16 protein-coding genes are annotated in these 20,296 nt (G+C 63.6%); 12 read left to right on the forward strand and 4 right to left on the reverse strand.

From position 1 onward, the window contains the following. Nucleotides 1–74: 74 nt before the first annotated feature. Nucleotides 75–1,004 (reverse strand): rhodanese-related sulfurtransferase, encoded by a 930-nt coding sequence (locus FJW03_RS18845; RefSeq protein ID WP_140759928.1) that lies wholly within the window; start codon nucleotides 1,002–1,004, stop codon nucleotides 75–77. A 189-nt stretch (nucleotides 1,005–1,193) separates the two neighbouring features. Here FJW03_RS18845 and FJW03_RS18850 point away from each other — a divergent pair, with 189 nt between their 5' ends. Further along, nucleotides 1,194–1,835: a 2-dehydro-3-deoxy-phosphogluconate aldolase gene (locus FJW03_RS18850; RefSeq protein WP_140690433.1), complete on the forward strand. Its 642-nt coding sequence runs from the start codon at nucleotides 1,194–1,196 to the stop codon at nucleotides 1,833–1,835. A gap of 151 nt (nucleotides 1,836–1,986) precedes the next feature. On the opposite strand, the gene FJW03_RS18855 is transcribed toward FJW03_RS18850, so the two are convergent. The 3 genes from FJW03_RS18855 to FJW03_RS18865 all read right to left on the reverse strand — a co-directional run bounded on the left by FJW03_RS18855 (nucleotide 1,987) and on the right by FJW03_RS18865 (nucleotide 6,232). Continuing rightward, a complete protein-coding gene (locus FJW03_RS18855; RefSeq protein WP_181165494.1) occupies nucleotides 1,987–2,163 on the reverse strand; it encodes a hypothetical protein in 177 nt (58 codons plus the stop codon). 226 nt (nucleotides 2,164–2,389) lie between these two features. Next, a complete protein-coding gene (locus FJW03_RS18860) occupies nucleotides 2,390–4,201 on the reverse strand; it encodes a DUF882 domain-containing protein (protein ID WP_181165495.1) in 1,812 nt (603 codons plus the stop codon). A 495-nt stretch (nucleotides 4,202–4,696) separates the two neighbouring features. Then, entirely contained in the window at nucleotides 4,697–6,232 is a 1,536-nt protein-coding gene (locus FJW03_RS18865; RefSeq protein ID WP_140759461.1) for a sigma-54-dependent transcriptional regulator, read from the reverse strand. A gap of 173 nt (nucleotides 6,233–6,405) precedes the next feature. Between FJW03_RS18865 and FJW03_RS18870 the strand changes: the two genes are divergently transcribed. The 11 genes from FJW03_RS18870 (at nucleotide 6,406) to FJW03_RS18920 (ending at nucleotide 20,287) form a co-directional block, all read left to right on the forward strand. After that, a complete protein-coding gene (locus FJW03_RS18870) occupies nucleotides 6,406–8,244 on the forward strand; it encodes a M3 family oligoendopeptidase (RefSeq protein WP_181173093.1) in 1,839 nt (612 codons plus the stop codon). 363 nt (nucleotides 8,245–8,607) lie between these two features. Continuing rightward, nucleotides 8,608–9,381: a proton-conducting membrane transporter gene (locus tag FJW03_RS18875; protein ID WP_140607257.1), complete on the forward strand. Its 774-nt coding sequence runs from the start codon at nucleotides 8,608–8,610 to the stop codon at nucleotides 9,379–9,381. A 171-nt stretch (nucleotides 9,382–9,552) separates the two neighbouring features. Further along, nucleotides 9,553–10,710 (forward strand): aminodeoxychorismate synthase component I, encoded by a 1,158-nt coding sequence (locus FJW03_RS18880; RefSeq protein ID WP_413466510.1) that lies wholly within the window; start codon nucleotides 9,553–9,555, stop codon nucleotides 10,708–10,710. Next, nucleotides 10,659–11,321 (forward strand): aminotransferase class IV family protein, encoded by a 663-nt coding sequence (locus tag FJW03_RS18885; protein WP_140759456.1) that lies wholly within the window; start codon nucleotides 10,659–10,661, stop codon nucleotides 11,319–11,321. Before FJW03_RS18880 ends, FJW03_RS18885 begins: the two co-directional genes overlap by 52 nt. Nucleotides 11,322–11,351: 30 nt before the next feature. After that, entirely contained in the window at nucleotides 11,352–12,284 is a 933-nt protein-coding gene (locus FJW03_RS18890; protein ID WP_140759453.1) for a heme-dependent oxidative N-demethylase family protein, read from the forward strand. A gap of 111 nt (nucleotides 12,285–12,395) precedes the next feature. Further along, nucleotides 12,396–13,841, forward strand: a complete 1,446-nt coding sequence (locus FJW03_RS18895; protein WP_140759450.1) for a homospermidine synthase — start codon at nucleotides 12,396–12,398, stop codon at nucleotides 13,839–13,841. A 181-nt stretch (nucleotides 13,842–14,022) separates the two neighbouring features. Continuing rightward, nucleotides 14,023–14,400: a hypothetical protein gene (locus FJW03_RS18900; protein ID WP_140759447.1), complete on the forward strand. Its 378-nt coding sequence runs from the start codon at nucleotides 14,023–14,025 to the stop codon at nucleotides 14,398–14,400. 212 nt (nucleotides 14,401–14,612) lie between these two features. Next, nucleotides 14,613–16,745, forward strand: a complete 2,133-nt coding sequence (locus FJW03_RS18905) for a bifunctional metallophosphatase/5'-nucleotidase (protein ID WP_140759444.1) — start codon at nucleotides 14,613–14,615, stop codon at nucleotides 16,743–16,745. 145 nt (nucleotides 16,746–16,890) lie between these two features. Further along, complete coding sequence (hemH, locus tag FJW03_RS18910; protein WP_140759441.1) at nucleotides 16,891–17,952, forward strand: ferrochelatase; 1,062 nt, start codon at nucleotides 16,891–16,893, stop codon at nucleotides 17,950–17,952. A gap of 52 nt (nucleotides 17,953–18,004) precedes the next feature. Then, the gene (locus tag FJW03_RS18915) at nucleotides 18,005–19,216 is read left to right on the forward strand and encodes an NAD(P)/FAD-dependent oxidoreductase (protein WP_140759438.1); all 1,212 of its coding nucleotides are present in this window, start codon (nucleotides 18,005–18,007) and stop codon (nucleotides 19,214–19,216) included. A gap of 120 nt (nucleotides 19,217–19,336) precedes the next feature. Beyond that, entirely contained in the window at nucleotides 19,337–20,287 is a 951-nt protein-coding gene (locus FJW03_RS18920) for an SPFH domain-containing protein (RefSeq protein ID WP_140607266.1), read from the forward strand. The last annotated feature ends 9 nt before the right edge of the window (nucleotides 20,288–20,296 follow it).

A 20,296-nucleotide genomic window follows, 5' to 3' on the forward strand; every position in this document is an offset into this window, starting at 1 on the left:
ACGGGCAGGTTTCGACGCCGAAGACGTAGGTCCCGAAGCTTGACATTGCAATGACAGCCGGCCCGGATGCTCGATCACGATCCGATATGCGGTCCCTTGCCGCGCGCCTCGGCCAGCGCCACCTGCCGCTGGCGCTCCGCATAGCGCTTGCGGTCTTCGTCCGAACGGACGTCGAAGCAATGCGGGCAGGAAACGCCCGTGGCATATTTCGGCGACGTCAGCTCGCTGGCCGTCACCGGGTGGCGGCAGGCTCGACACAGTTCCGCTTCGCCCTCGGCGAGGCCGTGCGATACGGAAACCCGCTCGTCGAAGACGAAGCACTCGCCCTGCCACAGGCTCTGCTCCGCCGGAACCTCCTCGAGATATTTGAGGATACCGCCCTTGAGGTGGAAGACGTCCTCGAAGCCGAGCGACCTGACATAGGCGGTCGCCTTTTCGCAGCGTATGCCGCCGGTACAGAACATCGCCACCTTGCGCCCTTCGAAATCCGCCTTGTGCGCTTCCACCCAGGCCGGAAAATCGCGAAAGCTCGCGGTCGCCGGATCGACCGCGCCCTTGAAGGTGCCGATCGAGACCTCATAGGCGTTGCGCGTGTCGACGACGATCGTGCCGGGCTCGGAAATCAGCGCGTTCCAATCGGCGGGCGCCACATAGGTCCCCGCACTCGTCGCCGGGTCGATATCCTCGACGCCCATGGTGACGATCTCGCGCTTCAACCGCACCTTCATGCGGTGGAACGGCATTGCCGCAGCCATGCTGTACTTGACCTCGAGGCCAGCCAGTCCATCGATAGTTTCGATATGCTCGATGAGATCGGCGATCGCGGCTTCGCTGCCGGCAACGGTGCCGTTGATCCCTTCATGCGCCAGGAGCAGCGTGCCCTTGATACCGCGTCCGCGGCAGAAGGCCGCGAGCGGCACGCGCAGCTCGCCGAACGCGTCCAGCCGGGCAAACCGGTAAAGCGCGGCGACGCGGACAGGCTGGGATGGCGCGGACGGTGTCATTGTCCGCAGCAACTAGACGCTCATGGCAACCGATTCAAGGCGACACCGTTCATCAGCCCGTCATTGTGTGTGATGGTAATGGCCGGCTTGATCATCCCAGGACGCGTGACACCGCGACACGCTTCGTTTCATGGACAGAAAAACACGCGTCTGCTAATCGGTTGAATTGCCCACGATATGGAGAGACAAATGCCCAGCAAGACCGAGAAACTCCTGTCGCTCCTCAATGGCCAGCCGGTCATTCCGGTCCTCAAGATCGCCGATGTGGCCGACGCCGTGCCGCTGGCCCGCGCCCTGGCGCGTGGCGGCCTGCCGGCGATCGAGATTACCCTGAGAACCGCCGATGCTCTGGAAGCGATCCGGCAGGTGGCGGCTGAGGTCGAAGAGGCCATCGTCGGCGCCGGCACCATTCTGGACGCCAGGCAATTCAACGAAGCCGCGTCCGCAGGCTCGCGTTTCATCGTCAGCCCCGGCATCACGCGCGAGCTTCTGGCCGCGGCCGCTGACAGCGAGGTCCCTCTGCTGCCCGGCGCCATCACGCCCGGCGAGATCATGGCCGCGCGCGAGGCGGGCCTGCGCTTCCTGAAATTCTTCCCGGCCGAGCAGTCCGGCGGCATCGCTTCGCTGAAGGCCTTCGCCTCGCCGCTGGCGGATGTCAAATTCTGCCCGACCGGCGGCATCACCGGCAAGAACGCGGCCGACTACCTCAGCCTGCCTAATGTCATCTGCGTCGGCGGCTCCTGGGTCGCGCCCGACGATATGGTTAAGGCGGGCAAGTGGGATGAGATCGAAGCGCTGGCGCGCGCAGCGAGCAAGCTCGGGAATAGCTAATGCATGCCGCCCAAACGTGACATCGCTTTTGGGACGACGACGTGCATAAAGGGACCCTAAGCGCGTCGCATGAATCCAGTTCGACGCCGCGCTTTAGGCGCATGAAAAACCCGGCCGGCTTTCGCCGACCGGGTCAGTTGCTTGGACATGGTCAGTTACAGACCCTGACCTTCTCGACCACCTTGTGGTGATGCCGCCAATGCGTGACCACCCTGGTGCGGCAGTGATGCTTGCCGTTCTTGACGATCACTGTTTCAGCCTGCGACGGAACGATCGCGGCTGACGCGGCCGCCAGGGCCAGAACTGATGCCAATAGAATCTTCTTCATGAATATCCCCAGGTTGGAACGTACGCGTTCTAACCTGTAAACAGAGAGGCCGTTCCGGGTTCACGAGAAGTTCAGGCGCACGTGATTCCCACTGAGTGCGGTCGACGACCTGTCGTAGGCGGTCATGAGTGGCCGCAAGCGCTTCGAAACTCCACATGCATCGCGCTTTTGGACAGCAAAAAGCCGCGCGGGTCGCCCAGCGCGGCTTCGGATTCCGGTCCATTCGTTACTTCGTCTGGAAGCGAGCGACCGACAGGAACTTGACGGCGTTGCCGGTGAAGCGATTGGCCTCGGCCATCTGGTTGCCCGACTGGAAGCCGGCTGTATAGACCTCGCTCGGCGCTGTATGCACGATGTTGTAGGCATAGCCCGGCGCCGTCGTCGCGCTGGAAACGGTGGTGACGTTCTCGCCGCTGGTCAGCGCCCAGCGGGCGGCCTGCGGCGCGGCGGCGACCACCACGGCCTTGGGGCCGGGCTTCTGGTCGCGGGCGGTAGCCCTTGCTTCCTTGCGGGTCGTCTTCACGCCGGCGCCGATCGCGGCGACCGGATCGGTACCGGCCGGGCGGGCGGCGATAGCCTGGCGCGGCGATGCGGTGTTGACGTCAGACGGATCGTTGAAGGCCGAGCGCGGCTCTTCGGACAGCGACGCAACCTGATATTCGTCAGCATTGCCGACCTGGGCATTGGCCTCGTCCAGCACGGCCTTGACGGCATCCGGCTTGCTCGGCTCAGGCCGCGCCGTCGGCAGCACCGAGAACGCATCGGTCGCCGTCTTGCCGCGATCAGCGGTTTCAGCCAGCGCCATCAGTACGTCCTTCCCGGGCGGCGGTGCGAGGTCCGCCGGCAGCGAGTGTTCGGGACGCCATGTCGGCAAGGGGATATTGTTGGCCGCAACCTGCGCCGGATCGGCTGCTGCCGCAACCGCCATGGCAGCAGGGTCGGCCTTGCCGAAAGGCATATTCGCCGGCGCCTGCACGGTCGCCACGGCCTGTTCGGTGGTCGCCGTCGCATCCGCCATGGCGAACGGAACGTTCGCAGGCGGCTGCGCGCCGACATCGGCCTTCGGCCGCGGCGCGAAATCGGGCAGCGGAATCTCCTTGGCCGGCAGCGCGGCAATGATCGTTTCCGGCGTATCCTTCTCCGGCTCCGGAGCCTGCTCATCGGCGGCCTGCGGAATGTTGGCGCGCTGTGCATTCTCGGGCGCCACGACGGCGGCGATGCCCGGGAGGTTGCTGCTCTTGGCGGTCGCGGCCGGCTTCAGGTCTCTAGCCTTGGGCGCCGGGGCAGCCGAAGCGGTCTCGACATCGGCGCTATCGTCGGCTTCATCGGAGCCGCCGCCGCCAAACAAGGCAGAGAGGAACCCACCGGACCTCTTGCCGCCGGCACTCGCAAGCTCGACGTTGGGCGTACCAGCACCTTTGCGTGCCTTGTAGGAGGCCAGCGCCTGTTCATAGCCAGGCAGCGGCCGGCCATCGCTCGGCACGTGCAGCGTCTTGCCGTTCGGGAACAGGCTGACCAGTTCCTGGCGGCTGATGCCGGGCCAGTGGCGCACATTGCCGACATCCATATGGACGAACGGCGAACCCGAGGTCGGATAATAGCCCACGCCACCGCCCTGCATCTTCAGGCCGATGTTGCGCAACTTCTTCAGCGGCACGCCGGGAATGTAGAAATCCATTGCCTTGCCGAGCATATGCTGGCTCTTCTCGGCGACGCCCTTGCTGCGGCTGCGCAGCATCGAATTTGTCGATGGCGAACGATAGCCGCAGACGACCTGGATATAGTCGGTGGCGCCGCTTTCCCGATACGCCTCCCAGACCAGGTCCAGCAGACGCGGGTCCATCTTGGTCGGCTCGTTGCGACGCCAGTCGCGCAGGATGATGTTGATCTTCCTCAGGCCTTCCGGATCGTAGCGGCCATTGCGCTTGTAGACGATCTCGGCCTTCTCGTGCGTGTGGAGATGATAGAGCTTCAGCGAGCGAACTTCGGCCTGGGCGCCGGTGGCAGCCGCGGCAACAAACCCAAATGCGACAATCATCACAGCCAGCCATGCCGGCCAGACGCTCAAATGATTATGACGCCCGTTTGTGAGTCGTTCGATTCTGTTCAAATCAAAAGGCCTTGCAGGCTGCCGTTTGTCCCCGGATTTGCCCAAACGGACGTGTCGTTTTCACATCCGAATATCGATCCTAGTGGTTAATCATCGCTTATTGAAGTCGAAATGCGGTAACACCATGGCGATTTCCCGTCAAAAATTATTCACGAGGTCTCTTGGTAAACCGCTGGTTTACATCACGTTTCCGGCTTTGGCCGAAACACGATCTGTTACCGTTAGCCTTAATGCGTGAACAATGTCCCATCGAGCGTCGCCCCAACCCGCCCTGATGCGGCAGCGACACTCCATCAAGCGATATCGTGACGGGGAAAACTTGTCCCGGCCTTGCGCGAGAGCAATTTCAGGAAAGCGCGAAGCCATTTTCCTGGAATTGCTTCATAACCAAGGAGAGCGGTTCTGCTTCCGTGAACCGATGATCTAGGACGCGAGCCGGTCGATACGGCCTGTTTCCGGATCGATGCCGTATTCCTTTAGCTTGCGGTAAAGCGTCGAGCGGCCGATGCCGAGACGCCGGGCGACCTCGCTCATCTGGCCGTTATAGTGATCGATGGCGAGCCTGATCATCTCGAATTCGACGTCGGCCAGCGCCCGCACATTGCCGCGTTCGTCGAGTGCCCGCAGCGTGCCGAATCTGGGCTGAAACATGGCCGGCGGATCGGACTCTGCCGCCGGAACGTCGTCGCCGACCAGCACCTCCTCATCGCACGGCCCCGCGGGCGACGAAACGTGAGGCGCCGCATCGTCCGTTTCGAGATTGACGATGCCTTCAACCTGCGCGCGGATCTGCGGAAAATCATCGATCGTCAGCACGTCGCCTTCACACAGCACCGAGGCGCGGAAGACGGCGTTCTCCAGCTGCCGGATGTTGCCAGGCCAATCATAGGCCTGCAGCACGGCAAGCGCTGCCGCCGAAATGCCTTGCAGGCGACGCCGAGGGTCGGCCGGCGCCACCTTCTCCATGAAATGCGTGACCAGGTGGGGAATGTCGTCGCGGCGGTCGCGCAGGGGCGGCACGAAGATCGGATAGACGTTCAGTCGGTAAAAGAGGTCCTCGCGGAACTTACCGTCCTTGACCTGCTGCAGCAGGTTGCGGTGCGTCGCCGAAATCAGCCTTATGTCGACCTTGACGGTCGAGCGGCCGCCGACCGGGTCGACCTCGCCGTCCTGGACGGCGCGCAACAGTTTCACCTGCACATCGAGCGGCAGGTCGCCGATCTCGTCGAGAAACAGCGTGCCGGAATGCGCCTCGACGAATTTGCCGGTGTGCTTGTCGGTGGCGCCGGTGAACGAGCCTTTCTCGTGGCCGAACAGGATGCTCTCGACCAGATTATCGGGGATGGCGCCGCAATTGACGGTGACGAATGGTTTCGAGCGGCGGTCGCCGCTGCCCTGGATGGCACGCGCCACCAATTCCTTGCCGACGCCGGATTCGCCTTCGATCAGGATCGGGATGTTTGAGGCAGCCGCTTTCTGGCCGAGGCGTATCACCCGGTCCATGGCCGGACTGTGGGTGATCATGTCCCTGAAGGTCAGCAGCCCGCCGCGTTTGCGCGACGTGCGCTTGACCTCGCCCTCGACCGCCTCGACCTTGAGCGCATTGGAGATCGAAGCTTGCAGCCGGTCGGGCGAAGCCGGCTTGACGACGAAGTCGAAGGCGCCGTGGCGCATCGCCGAAACCACGGTTTCGATGCCGCCCTGCGCGGTCTGGACGATGACTGGCACGCTGATGTCGCGTTCGCGCATCGCCTTCAGCACGCCGATGCCGTCGAGTCCGGGCATGGCCAGGTCAAGAATAACCACCGAGACGTCGCGGGCACCGGGCCCGTCAAGCACGTCGAGCCCGGCGGCGCCGCTGTCGACCACGATGGCCGTGTGGCCGAAGCGCGTCACCGCGGCTTCGAGCAGCCGGCGCTGCACGGGATCGTCATCGACTATGAGTATGGAACCTGTCATGACTGTCTTGGCTTGCCCGCGCCCGATATCCCCATGGATCATCTTGGCACAGGGTTCTAAAGAAGGTTTCAAAAAACCCGGTGAACGAATTCCTTAGGATTTGACCGGCTTCTCCATTCTCCCCGATTCTGGCCCCTTGATTCTGACCTCGTAATTCACAAAAGGTATTGTCGATGCGCATGATGTTTGGTCGGCGGCTTGCGGCACCGGCGTCCGGTCAGGGCGCGGCCGAGCTTGGCGATCTGCCGGAATGGAACCTTGCCGACCTCTATGCCGGCATGGACGCGCCGGAACTGAAGCGTGACATCGCCAGGGCCGCCGCCGACGCGATTGCGTTCGAAACGCGCTGGAAGGGCACGCTCGCCACCGAGGCCGGGCGCGGCGGCGCCGGCAGGCTGGGCGAGGCGCTGGTTGCCTATGAAGCACTGGAAGAGCTGATCGGCCGCATCGTCTCCTATGCCGGCCTGATCTATGCCGGCAACACCGCCGACCCGCAGCGCGCCAAGCTCTATGGCGACGTCCAGGAGAAGATGACCGACGCCAGCGCGCATCTTTTGTTCTTCGCGCTCGAACTGAACCTGATCGACGACGCCGCGATCGAAGGAGCGCTCGTTGCCGACCCGGTGTTCGGCCACTACCGGCCCTGGGTGCTCGACCTTCGCATGGACAAACCTTACCAGCTCGAGGATCGCGTCGAGCAGCTTTTCCACGAGAAGTCGATCACCGGGCGCGGCGCCTGGAACCGCTTGTTCGACGAGACGATGACCGACCTCCGTTTCGACGTCGATGGCGAGGAGCTGACACTGGAGCCAGCGCTGAACCGCCTGCAGGATGCCGATGGTGAGGTGCGCCGCCGGGCCTCCGAGGCGCTGGCCGCGACCTTCCGCAAGAATCTGCGCACCTTCACGCTGATCACTAACACGCTGGCCAAGGACAAGGAAATCTCCGACCGCTGGCGCGGATTCGAGGACATCGCCGATTCACGTCACCTTGCCAACCGGGTCGAGCGTGGCGTGGTCGACGCGCTTGCCACCGCGGTGCGCGAGGCCTATCCGCGCCTGTCGCATCGCTATTACGCGATGAAAGCGCGCTGGCTTGGCATGGAGGTGATGAACCACTGGGACCGCAACGCGCCTCTGCCGGAGACGCCGCAGGCGGTGATCGGCTGGGATGAGGCCAGGAACACGGTGCTCTCGGCTTACCATCGCTTCTCGCCCGAAATGGCCGAGATCGCACGCACCTTCTTCGACCGCAACTGGATCGACGCCCCGGTGCGCCCGGGCAAGTCGCCGGGCGCCTTCGCGCACCCGACCGTGCCCTCCGCGCACCCCTATGTGTTGCTCAACTACATGGGCAAGCCGCGCGACGTGATGACGCTGGCGCATGAGCTTGGTCACGGCGTGCACCAGGTACTGGCCGCCGGCCAGGGGGCACTGATGGCCTCGACACCGCTGACGCTGGCCGAGACGGCCTCCGTCTTCGGCGAGATGCTGACCTTTCGTTCGCTGCTCGAGCGGACCACGGACAGGCGTGAGCGCAAGGCCATGCTCGCCCAGAAGGTCGAGGACATGATCAACACGGTGGTGCGCCAGATCGCCTTCTACGAATTCGAGCGCAAGGTGCATGCCGAGCGCCGCAACGGCGAACTGACATCCGACAGGCTCGGCCAGTTCTGGCTGGAGGTGCAGGCCGAGAGCCTGGGGCCCGCGATCAAGTTGCGCGAGGGCTACGAGGTCTTCTGGACCTACATTCCGCACTTCATCCACTCGCCCTTCTACGTCTACGCCTATGCTTTCGGCGACTGCCTGGTGAACTCGCTCTACGCCGTCTACCAGAATGCCGAGCGGGGCTTCCAGGACAAGTATTTCGAGATGTTGCGCGCCGGCGGCACCAAGCATCACTCCGAGCTTCTGGCGCCTTTCGGGCTCGACGCCACCGATCCCGCCTTCTGGCAGATCGGACTTGGCGTGATCGGCGGCCTGATCGACGAACTGGAAGCACTGGACGGCTGATATGTCTCTCGTCCGCGAAGAACAGTTTCGCCGGAAAACGTGCTGGAACCACATTATTCTTGTCCTAAATATTTGTTCTTGAAGAACTCTCCGCGAAAGTTTTCGGATAGCTTTCCGTAAGCTCTATGATAGCCTTCGCTGCAAGTTCAGCCGGAGCGCGTGCGGATCGGCGGGGAAAATCTCAGCCGGCCGTGGCGCTCAGGCGAACGCGACAACGGCCGTTGGCCACAGGCAGGCAAAGCCGATCGCCGACAGCTCGACCGAAGCAGGCTGTTCCGCGAGCCGTGGAACCACCATCGAGTAGTCCCGCCGAAAGTCATGGCCTCATGCCACGGCAGACGGACCTGACTGGAGAGAGAGACAATGGGCACTTTTTTCTACATGCTCCTGGCGTTCCTTGTGGGTGTACTGGTTGGCTGGTTCCTCTGGGGCCGGCTGCGCGGTGAGCTCGACAGCCTGCGCGGCGACCTCGACCGCACCCGTGGCGAGCGCGACAGGCTGCGTGCCGACAGCGACCGCCTGACCGGCGAACTCAATGCATGTGGCAAGACCCGCGCCGATCTCGAGCGCCAGTTGCGCGAGGCGCAGGCTTCCTCGGGAACCGGCGCGGCAAAGGCCAGTCAGTCGCCGGCAGCCCCGGTGTCGGCGCCGGCTGCTGCCAAATCCGCTCCGGCGGCGGCCAAGGCTGCGCCTGCCAAACCAGCCGCGAAGGCCGCGCCAGCGACCACAGCCAAATCGGCCGCGCCGAAGCCATCCGCTCCAGCCAAACCGGCCGCGAGCAAGCCCGCAGTCTCCCCAGCTTCGGCAACAAAGAGTTCGGCCGCGTCCAGGCCGGTAGCCGCCAAGAAGGCTGCACCGGCGGCAGTCAAGCCGGCAGCGGCAAAGCCCGACAATCTGCGCCGGTTGATCGGCATCGGCCCGGTCAACGAGAAGCTGCTCAGGGGACAAGGCGTGACCAGCTTCGCCCAGATCGCAGCCTGGACGGCCGACGACATCGAGCGGATCGAACACGCCCTGCAATTCGGCGGTCGCGTCGAACGCGAGCGCTGGGTCGAACAGGCCAAGCTGCTGGCCGCCGGCGACGAGAGGGAATTCGCCCGGCGCTTCCCCAGCGCGGGAACTTCCAGCAATAGCTGAACAGCCAAGGCAAGGTCAGCAACCGGCGACGCCACGGGCGCCGCCGGTTTTCTTTGCCGGCAGGGCAGGTCGCCTAAAGGTCGGCTCATAGGTCGGCTTTGAGGGACAGGGCGCCGTTCCCTCGATTGCGCGCGGCCGGCCCCCCATATAGAGCCATCGTCGGCCTAATCGATCCCGGTTCCCATGTCCCTGCCCGCCGCCATTTTCCGCAACGACGACAGCGCGCGCCAGCTCGTTTTCGACCGGCCGGCCGACATCATCGTGGCGCATGGCGCCCGGGATTTCGCGCCGGCGCTGCAGGCCGCGCAAGCCGCGCACGACACCGGCAAATGGCTGGCCGGCTATTTCTCCTACGAAGCGGGTTACCTGCTCGAGCCGAAACTTGTGCCCCTGCTGCCGGAGGGGCGCCGGGCGCCGCTGGTCTGCCTTGGCGTCTTCGATGCGCCGGTCGAGGAGGCGGTGCGTGAACGCACGGCTGCGGCGACCAATGGCCCGATCTTCGATGCAAGGGCGGCCTGGTCGTTCGACGACTATGAGAAGCGCTTTACGCGGCTGCACCAGCACATCAGGCAAGGCGATTGCTACCAGGGCAATCTGACCTTTCCGGTGCAGGCGCAATGGTCGGGCGATCCGCTGGCAGCCTTCGACGCACTGACCGAACGCCAGCCGGTGAAATATGGCGCGCTGGTCGCGCTGGAGGGCCCGATCGTGCTGTCGCGCTCGCCCGAACTCTTCTTCGAAATCGACGCCGGTGGCATCATCGAGACCCATCCGATGAAGGGCACCGCGCCGCGCGGCGCGACCAAGGCCGAAGACGAGCGGCAGAAGAACTTCCTGCGCAACGACGAAAAGAACCAGGCCGAGAATCGGATGATCGTCGATCTCCTGCGCAACGACATCTCGCTGATCAGCGAGGTCGGCACGCTGGAGGTGCCGGAACTGTTCCGCATCGAGAGCTATCCGACCGTTCACCAGATGGTCAGCGACGTCAAGGCGAAGCTGCTGCCCGGTCTTACCATCCGCCAGATCTTCGCGGCGTTGTTTCCCTGCGGCTCGATCACCGGGGCGCCAAAAATCCGCGCCATGGAAATCCTGCACGATCTGGAAGGCATGCCGCGCGACGTCTATTGCGGCGCCATCGGCTGGATCGCTCCCGGAGGCACCATGCGCTTTTCGGTGGCGATCCGCACCATCTCGCTCTTTGCCAATGGCGAGGCCGTCTACAATGTCGGCGGCGGCATCGTTTTCGATTCGGTCGCCGAAGAGGAGTATCAGGAGTGTCTGCTCAAAGCCCGCTTCGCGACGGGGACACCGCCGATTTCGAGCTGATCGAGACCATGCGCTGGGAGCCGGGGACGGGCTTCCTGCGCTTCGATCGCCACCTTGCGCGGCTCTATGGTTCGGCGGCGGAGCTCGGCTTTGCCTGCGATCCGCGAAGGATCGCGGAGGTGTTGAGCGACGCCCTCGATGGCGCCCGTGGCGCCATGCGCACCCGGCTTGCCTTGTCGCGCAACGGCGACGCGACCGCCTCGGCGCAGCCTTATGAACCGCTCGCCGCCGACAAGGTCTGGATGCTGCGACTGGCGCGAACGAGGCTCGATTCGAACAACAAGCTGCTGCGCCACAAGACCAGCCGGCGCCAACTCTACACCCATGCCCGCTCCGAATATCTCGTCAACCAGGCCGACGAGGTGATCCTGGCCAATGAGCGAGGCGAAATCTGCGAGGGCACCATCACCAATATCTTCGCCGATTTCGGCGACGGCGTGCTGGCAACACCCCGGCTCGACTGTGGCTTGCTGCCTGGCGTACTGCGCGAGGCGCTTCTGGATGAAGGCCGGGCCGAGGAAGCAATCTACAGCTACGATGATCTGATGTTGGCCAAGGCGGTGTTCGTCGGCAATTCGCTGCGCGGCCTGATCCCGGCGAGGCTGGCCTGACAGGCGGCCCGGAGAATGCGACAGTCGAAAATGAGTCTTCGCCAGCCCACCCATACGCCCTATGACGGCTCCTCGAAACTCTTCACCATCGGGCTGAAGCCGCTCGACCCCGCGGACTGGATCGAGATCGACGACCATCTGCCGGCGTATCTCGCCGAGAAGCGCCGGCTTTACGCCGAAATTCCGGAGCGGGTCTTCGTCCAGGAGGACGGGACTCGCGATGCCCAGCAGGAAGTGCTCGACCTGCTCGGCGCATACCTGCCTCAGAGATTTCCGGGCACCTATAGGCGCACCGATGCGGGCATCGAAATTGTGGGCGCCACGAAGCAACCTGCCCTGCCTTCCGGTATCTGCAGCGCACCGCTCGTCGAAGCCTCCCTGCTGGTTCAGGAAGACCTGATCCTGATGCGCCGCGACGACAGCGGCTGGCGGCTCGCCGCGGGTTCGCTGTGCTTCCCTTCGTCCTGGTCGCTCAATGAAAAATTCGGCAAGCCGCTGCAGCAGATCCACGCGCCGGTGCCGGGCTTCGGCCCGGGCACCAGGCCGGCTGAATTGATCAACCGCATGTTCGACGGCCTGCAGGGGCAAGCCGTCGAACGCTACAACTGGTCGATCCAGTCGGGCGGTGCGCTCTACCATCCGCTGTCCAACGTCGAGCGCATCGACCGCGCCACGAACCGGCCGACACGCTTCCCCGACGGTGACGTCAAGGCGCACGCCTTCATCCGCGTCGAGCGCCAGACGCTGCGCAAGCTGCCCTCTTCGCGCGACATCCTGTTCACCATCCGAATCCATCTCGATCCGCTCGCCGTGCTGGCGCGGCACCCCGACCGGACGACGCTCGCAATGTCCTTTGCCGCCCAGCTTAAAGAACTCGATCTTGCCCAGCTCGACTACAAGGGCCTGACATCGGACCGCGATCGGCTGGTGTCGGTCCTTAACCACATGGCCAAGGATGGCTAGCCACGGGTTGGCGCTTTTCGCTGGTTTATGACAATGATCTGTGATGTAGCGCATGGCCGTTGGCGAAAATGCCTGGCTTTTTTGCACGTGTCTGAAGGAGTGCTCGATAAAATGGCGAATGAAAACTGGCCTGTTTACGGTGAGATCACCGGCCCTGTGGTGATGATCGGCTTCGGTTCGATCGGACGGGGAACGCTGCCTCTCATCGAACGCCATTTCAAGTTCGACAAGTCGCGCATGACTGTCATCGACCCGCGCGATACCGACCGCAAGCTGCTCGACGAGCGCGGCATCGCCTTCGTCCAGGAAGCAGTGACCGAGAAGAACTACAAGAAGCTTTTGACGCCGCTTCTGACCAATGGCGGCGGCCAGGGCTTTTGCGTCAACCTCTCAGTCGATACCGGTTCGGTGGACCTGATGAAGCTCTGCCGCAAGCTTGGCATGCTCTATATCGACACCGTCGTCGAGCCATGGCTGGGCTTCTATTTCGATGCCAAGGCCGACAATGCCAGCCGCACCAACTATGCGTTGCGCGAAGCGCTGATCAAGGAAAAGCACGACAAGCCGGGCGGCGCCACCGCCGTCTCCACCTGCGGTGCCAACCCGGGCATGGTCTCGTGGTTCGTCAAGCAGGCGCTGGTCAACCTCGCCACCGACCTTGGCATGGACTTCTCGGAGCCGGCACAGGACGACCGTGAGGGCTGGGCCAAGCTGATGAAGAAGGCCGGCGTCAAGGGCATCCACATCGCCGAGCGTGACACCCAGCGCACCAAGAAGCCGAAGCCGATGGATATGTTCTGGAACACCTGGTCGGTCGAGGGCTTCATCTCGGAAGGATTGCAGCCCGCCGAACTCGGCTGGGGCACGCACGAGAAGTGGATGCCGAAGAACGGCAAGAAGCACAAGCACGGCTCCAAGGCCGCGATCTATCTCGAGCAGGCCGGCGCCAACACGCGCGTGCGCTCCTGGTGCCCGACCCCGGGCGCCCAATACGGCCTGCTGGTGACGCATAACGAGGCGATCTCGATCGCCGATTTCTTCACCGTCCGCTCCAAGAAGGGCAAGGTTCAGTACCGGCCGACCTGCCACTATGCCTACCACCCCTGCAACGACGCGATGCTGTCGCTGGACGAGATGTTCGGCGCCGCCGGCAAGCCCCAGCCGGTGCACCACGTGCTTGACGAGAACGAACTGGTCGACGGCGTCGACGAGCTCGGCGTCCTGCTCTACGGCCACGACAAGAACGCCTACTGGTACGGCTCGCAACTGTCGCTCGCCGAGGCGCGCAAGCTGGCGCCCTATCAGAATGCCACCGGCATGCAGGTCACCTCGGCGGTTCTGGCCGGCATGGTCTGGGCGCTGGAAAATCCTCAGGCCGGCATCGTCGAAGCCGACGAGATGGATTACAGGCGCTGCCTGGACGTGCAGTTGCCTTATCTCGGGCCGGTCAAGGGTTACTATACCGATTGGACGCCGCTCGACCGGCGCCCGGGCCTCTTCCCCGAGGACCTCGACCGTAGCGACCCGTGGCAATTCCGCAACATCCTCGTCCGATAGCATCGCGCGCACCCTGCCCCATTGCCTTGCAATCGCCCGGAAATCGGGCGATTGAAGAGATGCGGCCTGGGCAGCGTGCGTCTTGTGGGACGCACGCCCGCTCCAGCACTTTGGACGTTCGCATCATGCCTTCCAAAATCGGATCTGATCTTTGGGCTGATGCGTTTGGAGAGGATTTCACATGACTATTGCGCGCAAAGTTCTTTCGATGGGCGTGGCGGGCGCCATTTCCACGATGCTCGCGGCCTGTGCCACCAGCGGTCCGGACGCGCCGCCGATGGCAGCCGCGCCGAAAGGCGTCGAAGGGTCGTGGATCGATGCCAAGGGCACCGGCTTGTCGACCTTCAATGGCGGAAAGTTCACGACCGTCGCCACCGATACCGGCCAGAAGCTTGCCGATGGCAGCTACACGATGACCGGCCCAACCTCGGTGCAGATCAACGGCACCTCGCTGATCCGCCAGACCGGCGTCAGCTTCAACTGCCTGCTGGTGTCCACCAGCCAGCTGAACTGCACCAGTTCAGCCGGCCAGAACTTCGTGCTGACACGGCGCGTCTGAACCAGCAGACATCGAGCTCATCGGGGACGGCGCCACTGGCCGCCGTCCTTTTTTTGCGCCGGCAAATACCCCGGGTTTTGCGCTTGCAAATACCCCGGGTTTTGCGCTTGCCTCAGCCGGAACACGATGGGAACATGGTCAAAACGCGGGCTGTTATATCCCAGTCAAGCAAGCGCGTTAAACGCCTCTGATCAGCCTGTCGGGAGACGAAGATGAAGAAGCTTGCCGCCATTGCCGCCCTTTCGGCATCGACGCTTGGCCTGTCGGCCGGCACATCCTTTGCCGACTACACACTGAACATCCTGCACATCAACGACTGGCACAGCCGCATCGAAGGCAACAATAAATATGAAACGACCTGCTCGGCCGACGAAGAGACCAAGGGCGAGTGCATCGGCGGCGCGGGCCGGCTGATCACCGCGATCGCCCAGGAACGCAAGAAGCTCCAGGGCCAGAACGTGCTCTTGCTCAGCGCCGGCGACAATTTCCAGGGCTCACTGTTCTATACGACCTACAAGGGCAAGGTCGAAGGCGAGTTTCTCAACGACATGAAGTTCGACGCCATGGCGCTCGGCAACCACGAGTTCGACGACGGCGAAGCGGCGCTGGCGCCGTTCCTCGACATGATCAAATTCCCCGTGCTTGGCGCCAACGTGAAAGCCAACGCGCAGTCCAAGCTCGGCGACCGCGTCAAGCCATCGATCGTCGTGGAAGTCGGCGGCCAGAAGATCGGCATCATCGGCGCCGTCACCAACGACACGCCCGAACTCGCCTCCCCCGGCCCGAACATCGCAATAGAGAACGACGTCAAGTCGATCACGGCGGAGGTCGAGAAGCTGCAGGCGCAAGGCATCAACAAGATCATCGCCGTCACCCATATCGGCTACAACAGGGAGCGCGACGTCATCGCCAAAATCCCTGGCATCGATGTCGTTGTCGGCGGCCATAGCCACACGCTTCTGTCCAACACCGATCCGAAGGCGGCAGGCCTCTATCCGACGATGGTCGACAACCCCGGCGGCTACAAGGTGCCGGTGGTGCAGGCGGCGTCCTATTCGAAATATCTCGGCGAGTTCAAGGTCGTGTTCGACGACAATGGCGTGGTCAAATCGGCCAGCGGCGATCCGATCTATCTCGACAAATCGATCACGCCGGATCCCGCCGTGCTCGCACGCATCAAGGAACTCGGAGGGCCGATCGAGGCCCTGAAGAACAAGGAAGTGGCCGAGACCACCGATGTCATCGACGGCAGCCGCGAGAGTTGCCGCGCGCGCGAATGCGCGATGGGCAATCTCGTCTCCGACGCCATCCTCGACCGCGTCAAGGGACAGGGCGTCGAGATCGCCATCTCCAATGGCGGTGGCCTGCGCGCCTCGATCGACAAGGGCACCGTCACCATGGGCGAGGTGCTGACCGTGCTGCCGTTCCAGAACACGCTGGCGACCTTCCAGATTTCCGGCAAGGACCTAGTTGCCGGGCTGGAGAACGGCCTCAGCCAGATCGAGGACGGCGCCGGACGTTTCCCCCAGGTGGCGGGTCTCAAATATTCCTTCGACAAGTCGGTCGCGCCCAACGCCGGCCGCGTCAAATCGGTGGAAGTGATGGAAAACGGCGCCTGGGCGCCGATCAATCCCGACAAGGACTATCTGGTCGCCACCAACAATTACGTGCGCCAGGGCGGCGATGGCTACAAGGTCTTCGCCGACAAGGCCAGGAACGCCTATGATTATGGTCCCGGCCTGGAAACGGTTGTCGCCGATTATCTCGGCGCCCACCGGCCCTACACGCCCAAGCTCGACGGCCGCATCACCGAGATCGCCGCGACAACAGCTGCAGCTCCCGCTGCCCCGGCAGCCGCACCAGCCAAGCCGGCCGAGGCGGCTCCGGCGGCCCCGGCACCAGCCGATGCCGCCAAGCCGGCAGAACCGGCGAAACCCGCCGACGCCGCGCCTGCGATGCCGGAGTTGCCCAGCAATTCAGGCAATATCGCCAACACGCCGCCGGCCATTCCGACGGAAGGAGCACCGCCCCCGCCCGCTCCGCCGGCTGCTGCCCCCGCAACCCCGGCGCCTGCCGAACCGGCAAAGCCGGCCGAGACCGCCCCGGCCGCGACAGCTCCTGCCGAATCCGCACCGGCAGCACCCATATCATCAGAACCGGCAAAGCCGGCCGAGGCCGCACCTTCCGGGAGCAGCCATGTCATCGTAACCGGCGACACCTATTGGGATCTGGCCAAAAAGGCCTATGGCGACGCGACCAAATGGAAAGTCATCTATGAAGCCAACCAGGGTCAAAGGCCGCATCGGCTTATGCCGGGTGCCACGCTGACCATCCCGGCAAAGTAACGTCACTTCGCCTTCTCACAAACACCCGCGCGGGAAACCGGGCGGGTGTTCTGTTTTCGGCTGGAAACGCGATAAGGTGCGGCCAGACGCGGCATTGAAAACCGGCGCTCCATCGCTAGGTTCACGCCGTGTCCGGAGAACCCTTATGACGCTAACCACCGCTGTCGATCCCAAAGCCGCCAAGCCGGTTGGCCTGACGGCGGGTCACGCGCCTGCCGGAGCCGGCAAGGTCGGCGTCATGCTGATCAACCTCGGCACGCCCGACGGCACCGACTTCAAGCCGATGTGGCGCTATCTCAGGGAATTCCTGTCCGATCCGCGCGTCATCGAGCTCAACAAAGCGGTCTGGTATCCGATCCTCTACGGCCTGGTGCTCACCACGCGGCCGAAGAAATCGGGCGCCAATTATGCTCGGATCTGGAACCAGGAGAAGAACGAGTCGCCGCTGCGCACCTACACGTGCGCCCAGTCTGAAAAGCTGGCCGAGGTACTGCGCGACGTTCCCAATGTCGTCGTCGATTGGGCGATGCGCTACGGCAACCCCTCCACTGCGAGCGTCGCCCAAAATCTGCTCGCGCAAGGCTGCGACCGCATCCTGACCTTTCCGCTCTATCCGCAATATTCGGCGACGACGACGGCGACCGCCAATGACCAGTTGTTTCGCGCCTTGATGAAGATGCGGGCGGCACCGGCCATCCGCAGCGTGCCGCCCTATTATGCCGAGCCTGTCTACATCGAGGCGCTCGCCTCCTCGATCGAACGGCATCTGGCAACACTCGATTTCGAACCGGACATCGTCATCACCTCCTATCACGGCATCCCGAAACCGTATTCCGACAAGGGCGACCCCTATCAGGCGCATTGCCTGGAAACGACGCGGCTGCTGCGCGAGAAGCTCGGCTGGAGCGAGAGCAGGCTGATCACCACCTTCCAGTCCCGCTTCGGCGCGCAGGAGTGGCTGCAGCCCTATACCGACCAGACCGTGGAGAAACTGGGCAAGGACGGCGTCAAGTCGATCGCCATCGTCAATCCCGGCTTTTCCGTCGACTGCATCGAGACACTGGATGAAATCGGCCGCGAAGCCGCCGAGACCTTCCACCACGCCGGCGGCAAGAATTTCGCCCATATCCCTTGCCTCAACGACAGCGCCGAAGGCATGGCGGTAATCGAGGCGATGGTGCGGCGCGAACTGTCCGGCTGGGTCTGAGACCGGAACAACGGCCTCTCGGCAGCGTTGAGCCGCGCTTCCGGAGAATTCGATGCCCCGCAAACTCGACCTCAGAACTGGCTGGCCCGTCTGGTCCGCCTATCGGGCACCCAGCGTGCCGACTTCAGCGCTGACCCGCGACGCCAAAGCGGATGTGCTCATCGTCGGCATGGGCATCAGCGGCGCCATGATGGCCGAAGCGCTGACGGCGGACGGCCACTCCGTCATCTGCATTGACCGACGCGGACCGCTGAAAGGCTCGACCGCGGCAACCACCGCACTGGTGCAGTTCGAAATCGACCAGCCGCTTTCAATTCTATCGAAGATGATCGGCAGGGCCTCCGCCGAGCAGGCCTGGCGGCGCTCACGGCTCGCCGTTTCCAATCTTGCCGCCCGCATAGCCGAACTCGGCATCAACTGCGCTCTAAGCCGCTGCCAATCGCTCTATCTGGCCGGCACCATGCTCGGCCCTTCGCAACTCCGGGGCGAGGCCGAGGCGCGGCGGGAGGCCGGCATCGACGCGACCTACCTCACATCAGCGCCGTTGGCGCAGACATTTGGCATCGATCGCGATGGCGCCATCCACAGCCACGGCAACATCGCGCTCGATCCATGCAAGCTGACGGCCGGGCTGTTGCTCAAGGCGCTGGAACGCAAGGCGCGCTTCCACGCCTCAGTCGAAGCGACAAGGATTGAGGACGGCGCCAACGAGGTGGTCGTGGCCACGAAAGACGGCCCGACCATCACGGCACGACAAATGGTGCTGGCCACCGGCTATGAACTGATCGACATCGTGCCGGCGGCGGCCCACCGGATCATCTCGACCTGGGCGATTGCGACCTGCCCGCAGCCGCGAAAGCTCTGGCCCCGGGCAGCCTTCATCTGGGAAGCGTCCGACCCATACCTCTATGTCAGGACGACGGCCGACGGCAGGGTCATCTGCGGCGGCGAGGACGAGGATTTCGTCGACGAAACGCGGCGTGACGAGCAGATCGCCGACAAGAGCGCGCGCATCGCCGCAAAACTTGGCCAGCTGTTTCCGCACCTCGACGTCAGGCCTGAATTCGCCTGGACCGGCTCCTTCGGCACCACGACCACGGGCCTGCCCTATATCGGCGCCATTCCGAGGCACCCGCGCATTCATGCGGTGATGGGTTATGGCGGCAACGGCATCACCTTCTCGCGCATCGCTTCCGAGATCGTCTCCGCCTCGATCGGCGGGCTGGACGACACGGATGTAGGACTATTTGCCTTCAACCGTTGAGCGCAACCCGCAAACAATCCCTCATCACCTGATTGTAACGTTGCTGAAACACACTTAAGTCTTTGGTGAAGCCGGCTGCGCGGGAATGGCTCTCGCGGTCTGCCTCTGAGGGAGAGCCAAATGGATTTCAGTGGTTTCGATATCGCGGTTGTTGTTCTGGTCGCGCTTGTCGTGCTGGTGCTGTTCAAGGGCATCAAGACAATTCCGCAAGGCTACAACTATACCGTCGAACGCTTTGGCCGTTACACAAAGACACTGAGCCCGGGCCTCAACCTGATCACGCCCTTCGTTGACCGCATCGGCGCCAAGATGAACATGATGGAGCAGGTGCTCGATGTTCCGAGCCAGGAAATCATCACCCGTGACAACGCCATAGTCGGTGTCGACGGCATCGCCTTCTATCAGATACTCAATGCGGCGCAGGCCGCCTATCAGGTCGCCGGCCTGCAGAACGCCATCCTCAACCTGACGATGACCAATATCCGTACCGTCATGGGTTCGATGGACCTCGATGAGCTGTTGTCGAACCGCGACGCCATCAACGAGCGCCTGCTGCGCGTCGTCGACGAAGCGGCGCATCCGTGGGGCATCAAGATCACCCGCGTCGAGATCAAGGACATCAATCCGCCAGCCAACCTGATCGAATCGATGGGCCGCCAGATGACCGCCGAGCGCAACAAGCGCGCGCAGATCCTGGCCGCCGAGGGCCTCAAGCAGTCGCAGATCCTCGAGGCCGAAGGCCGCAAGGAAGCCGCCTTCCGCGACGCCGAGGCGCGCGAACGCTCCGCCGAGGCCGAAGCCCGCGCCACGCAAGTGGTGTCGGAAGCCATCGCCAAGGGCGACGTGCAGGCGTTGAATTACTTCGTCGCGCAGAAATACACCGAGGCGCTCGGCAAGATCGGCTCCGCCACCAACAGCAAGATCGTGCTGATGCCTTTCGAGGCGTCGTCGCTGATCGGCTCGCTGGGCGGCATCGGCGAGATCGCCCGGGAAGTCTTCAAGGGCGATGGCCCGGCCGGCACGCAACGGCAAGTTTCACGCCCGCCGGTCGTCAAGCCAAGTGATAACTGATGTCATTGT

This window comes from Mesorhizobium sp. B4-1-4 (assembly GCF_006439395.2).
GTDB lineage: Bacteria > Pseudomonadota > Alphaproteobacteria > Rhizobiales > Rhizobiaceae > Mesorhizobium.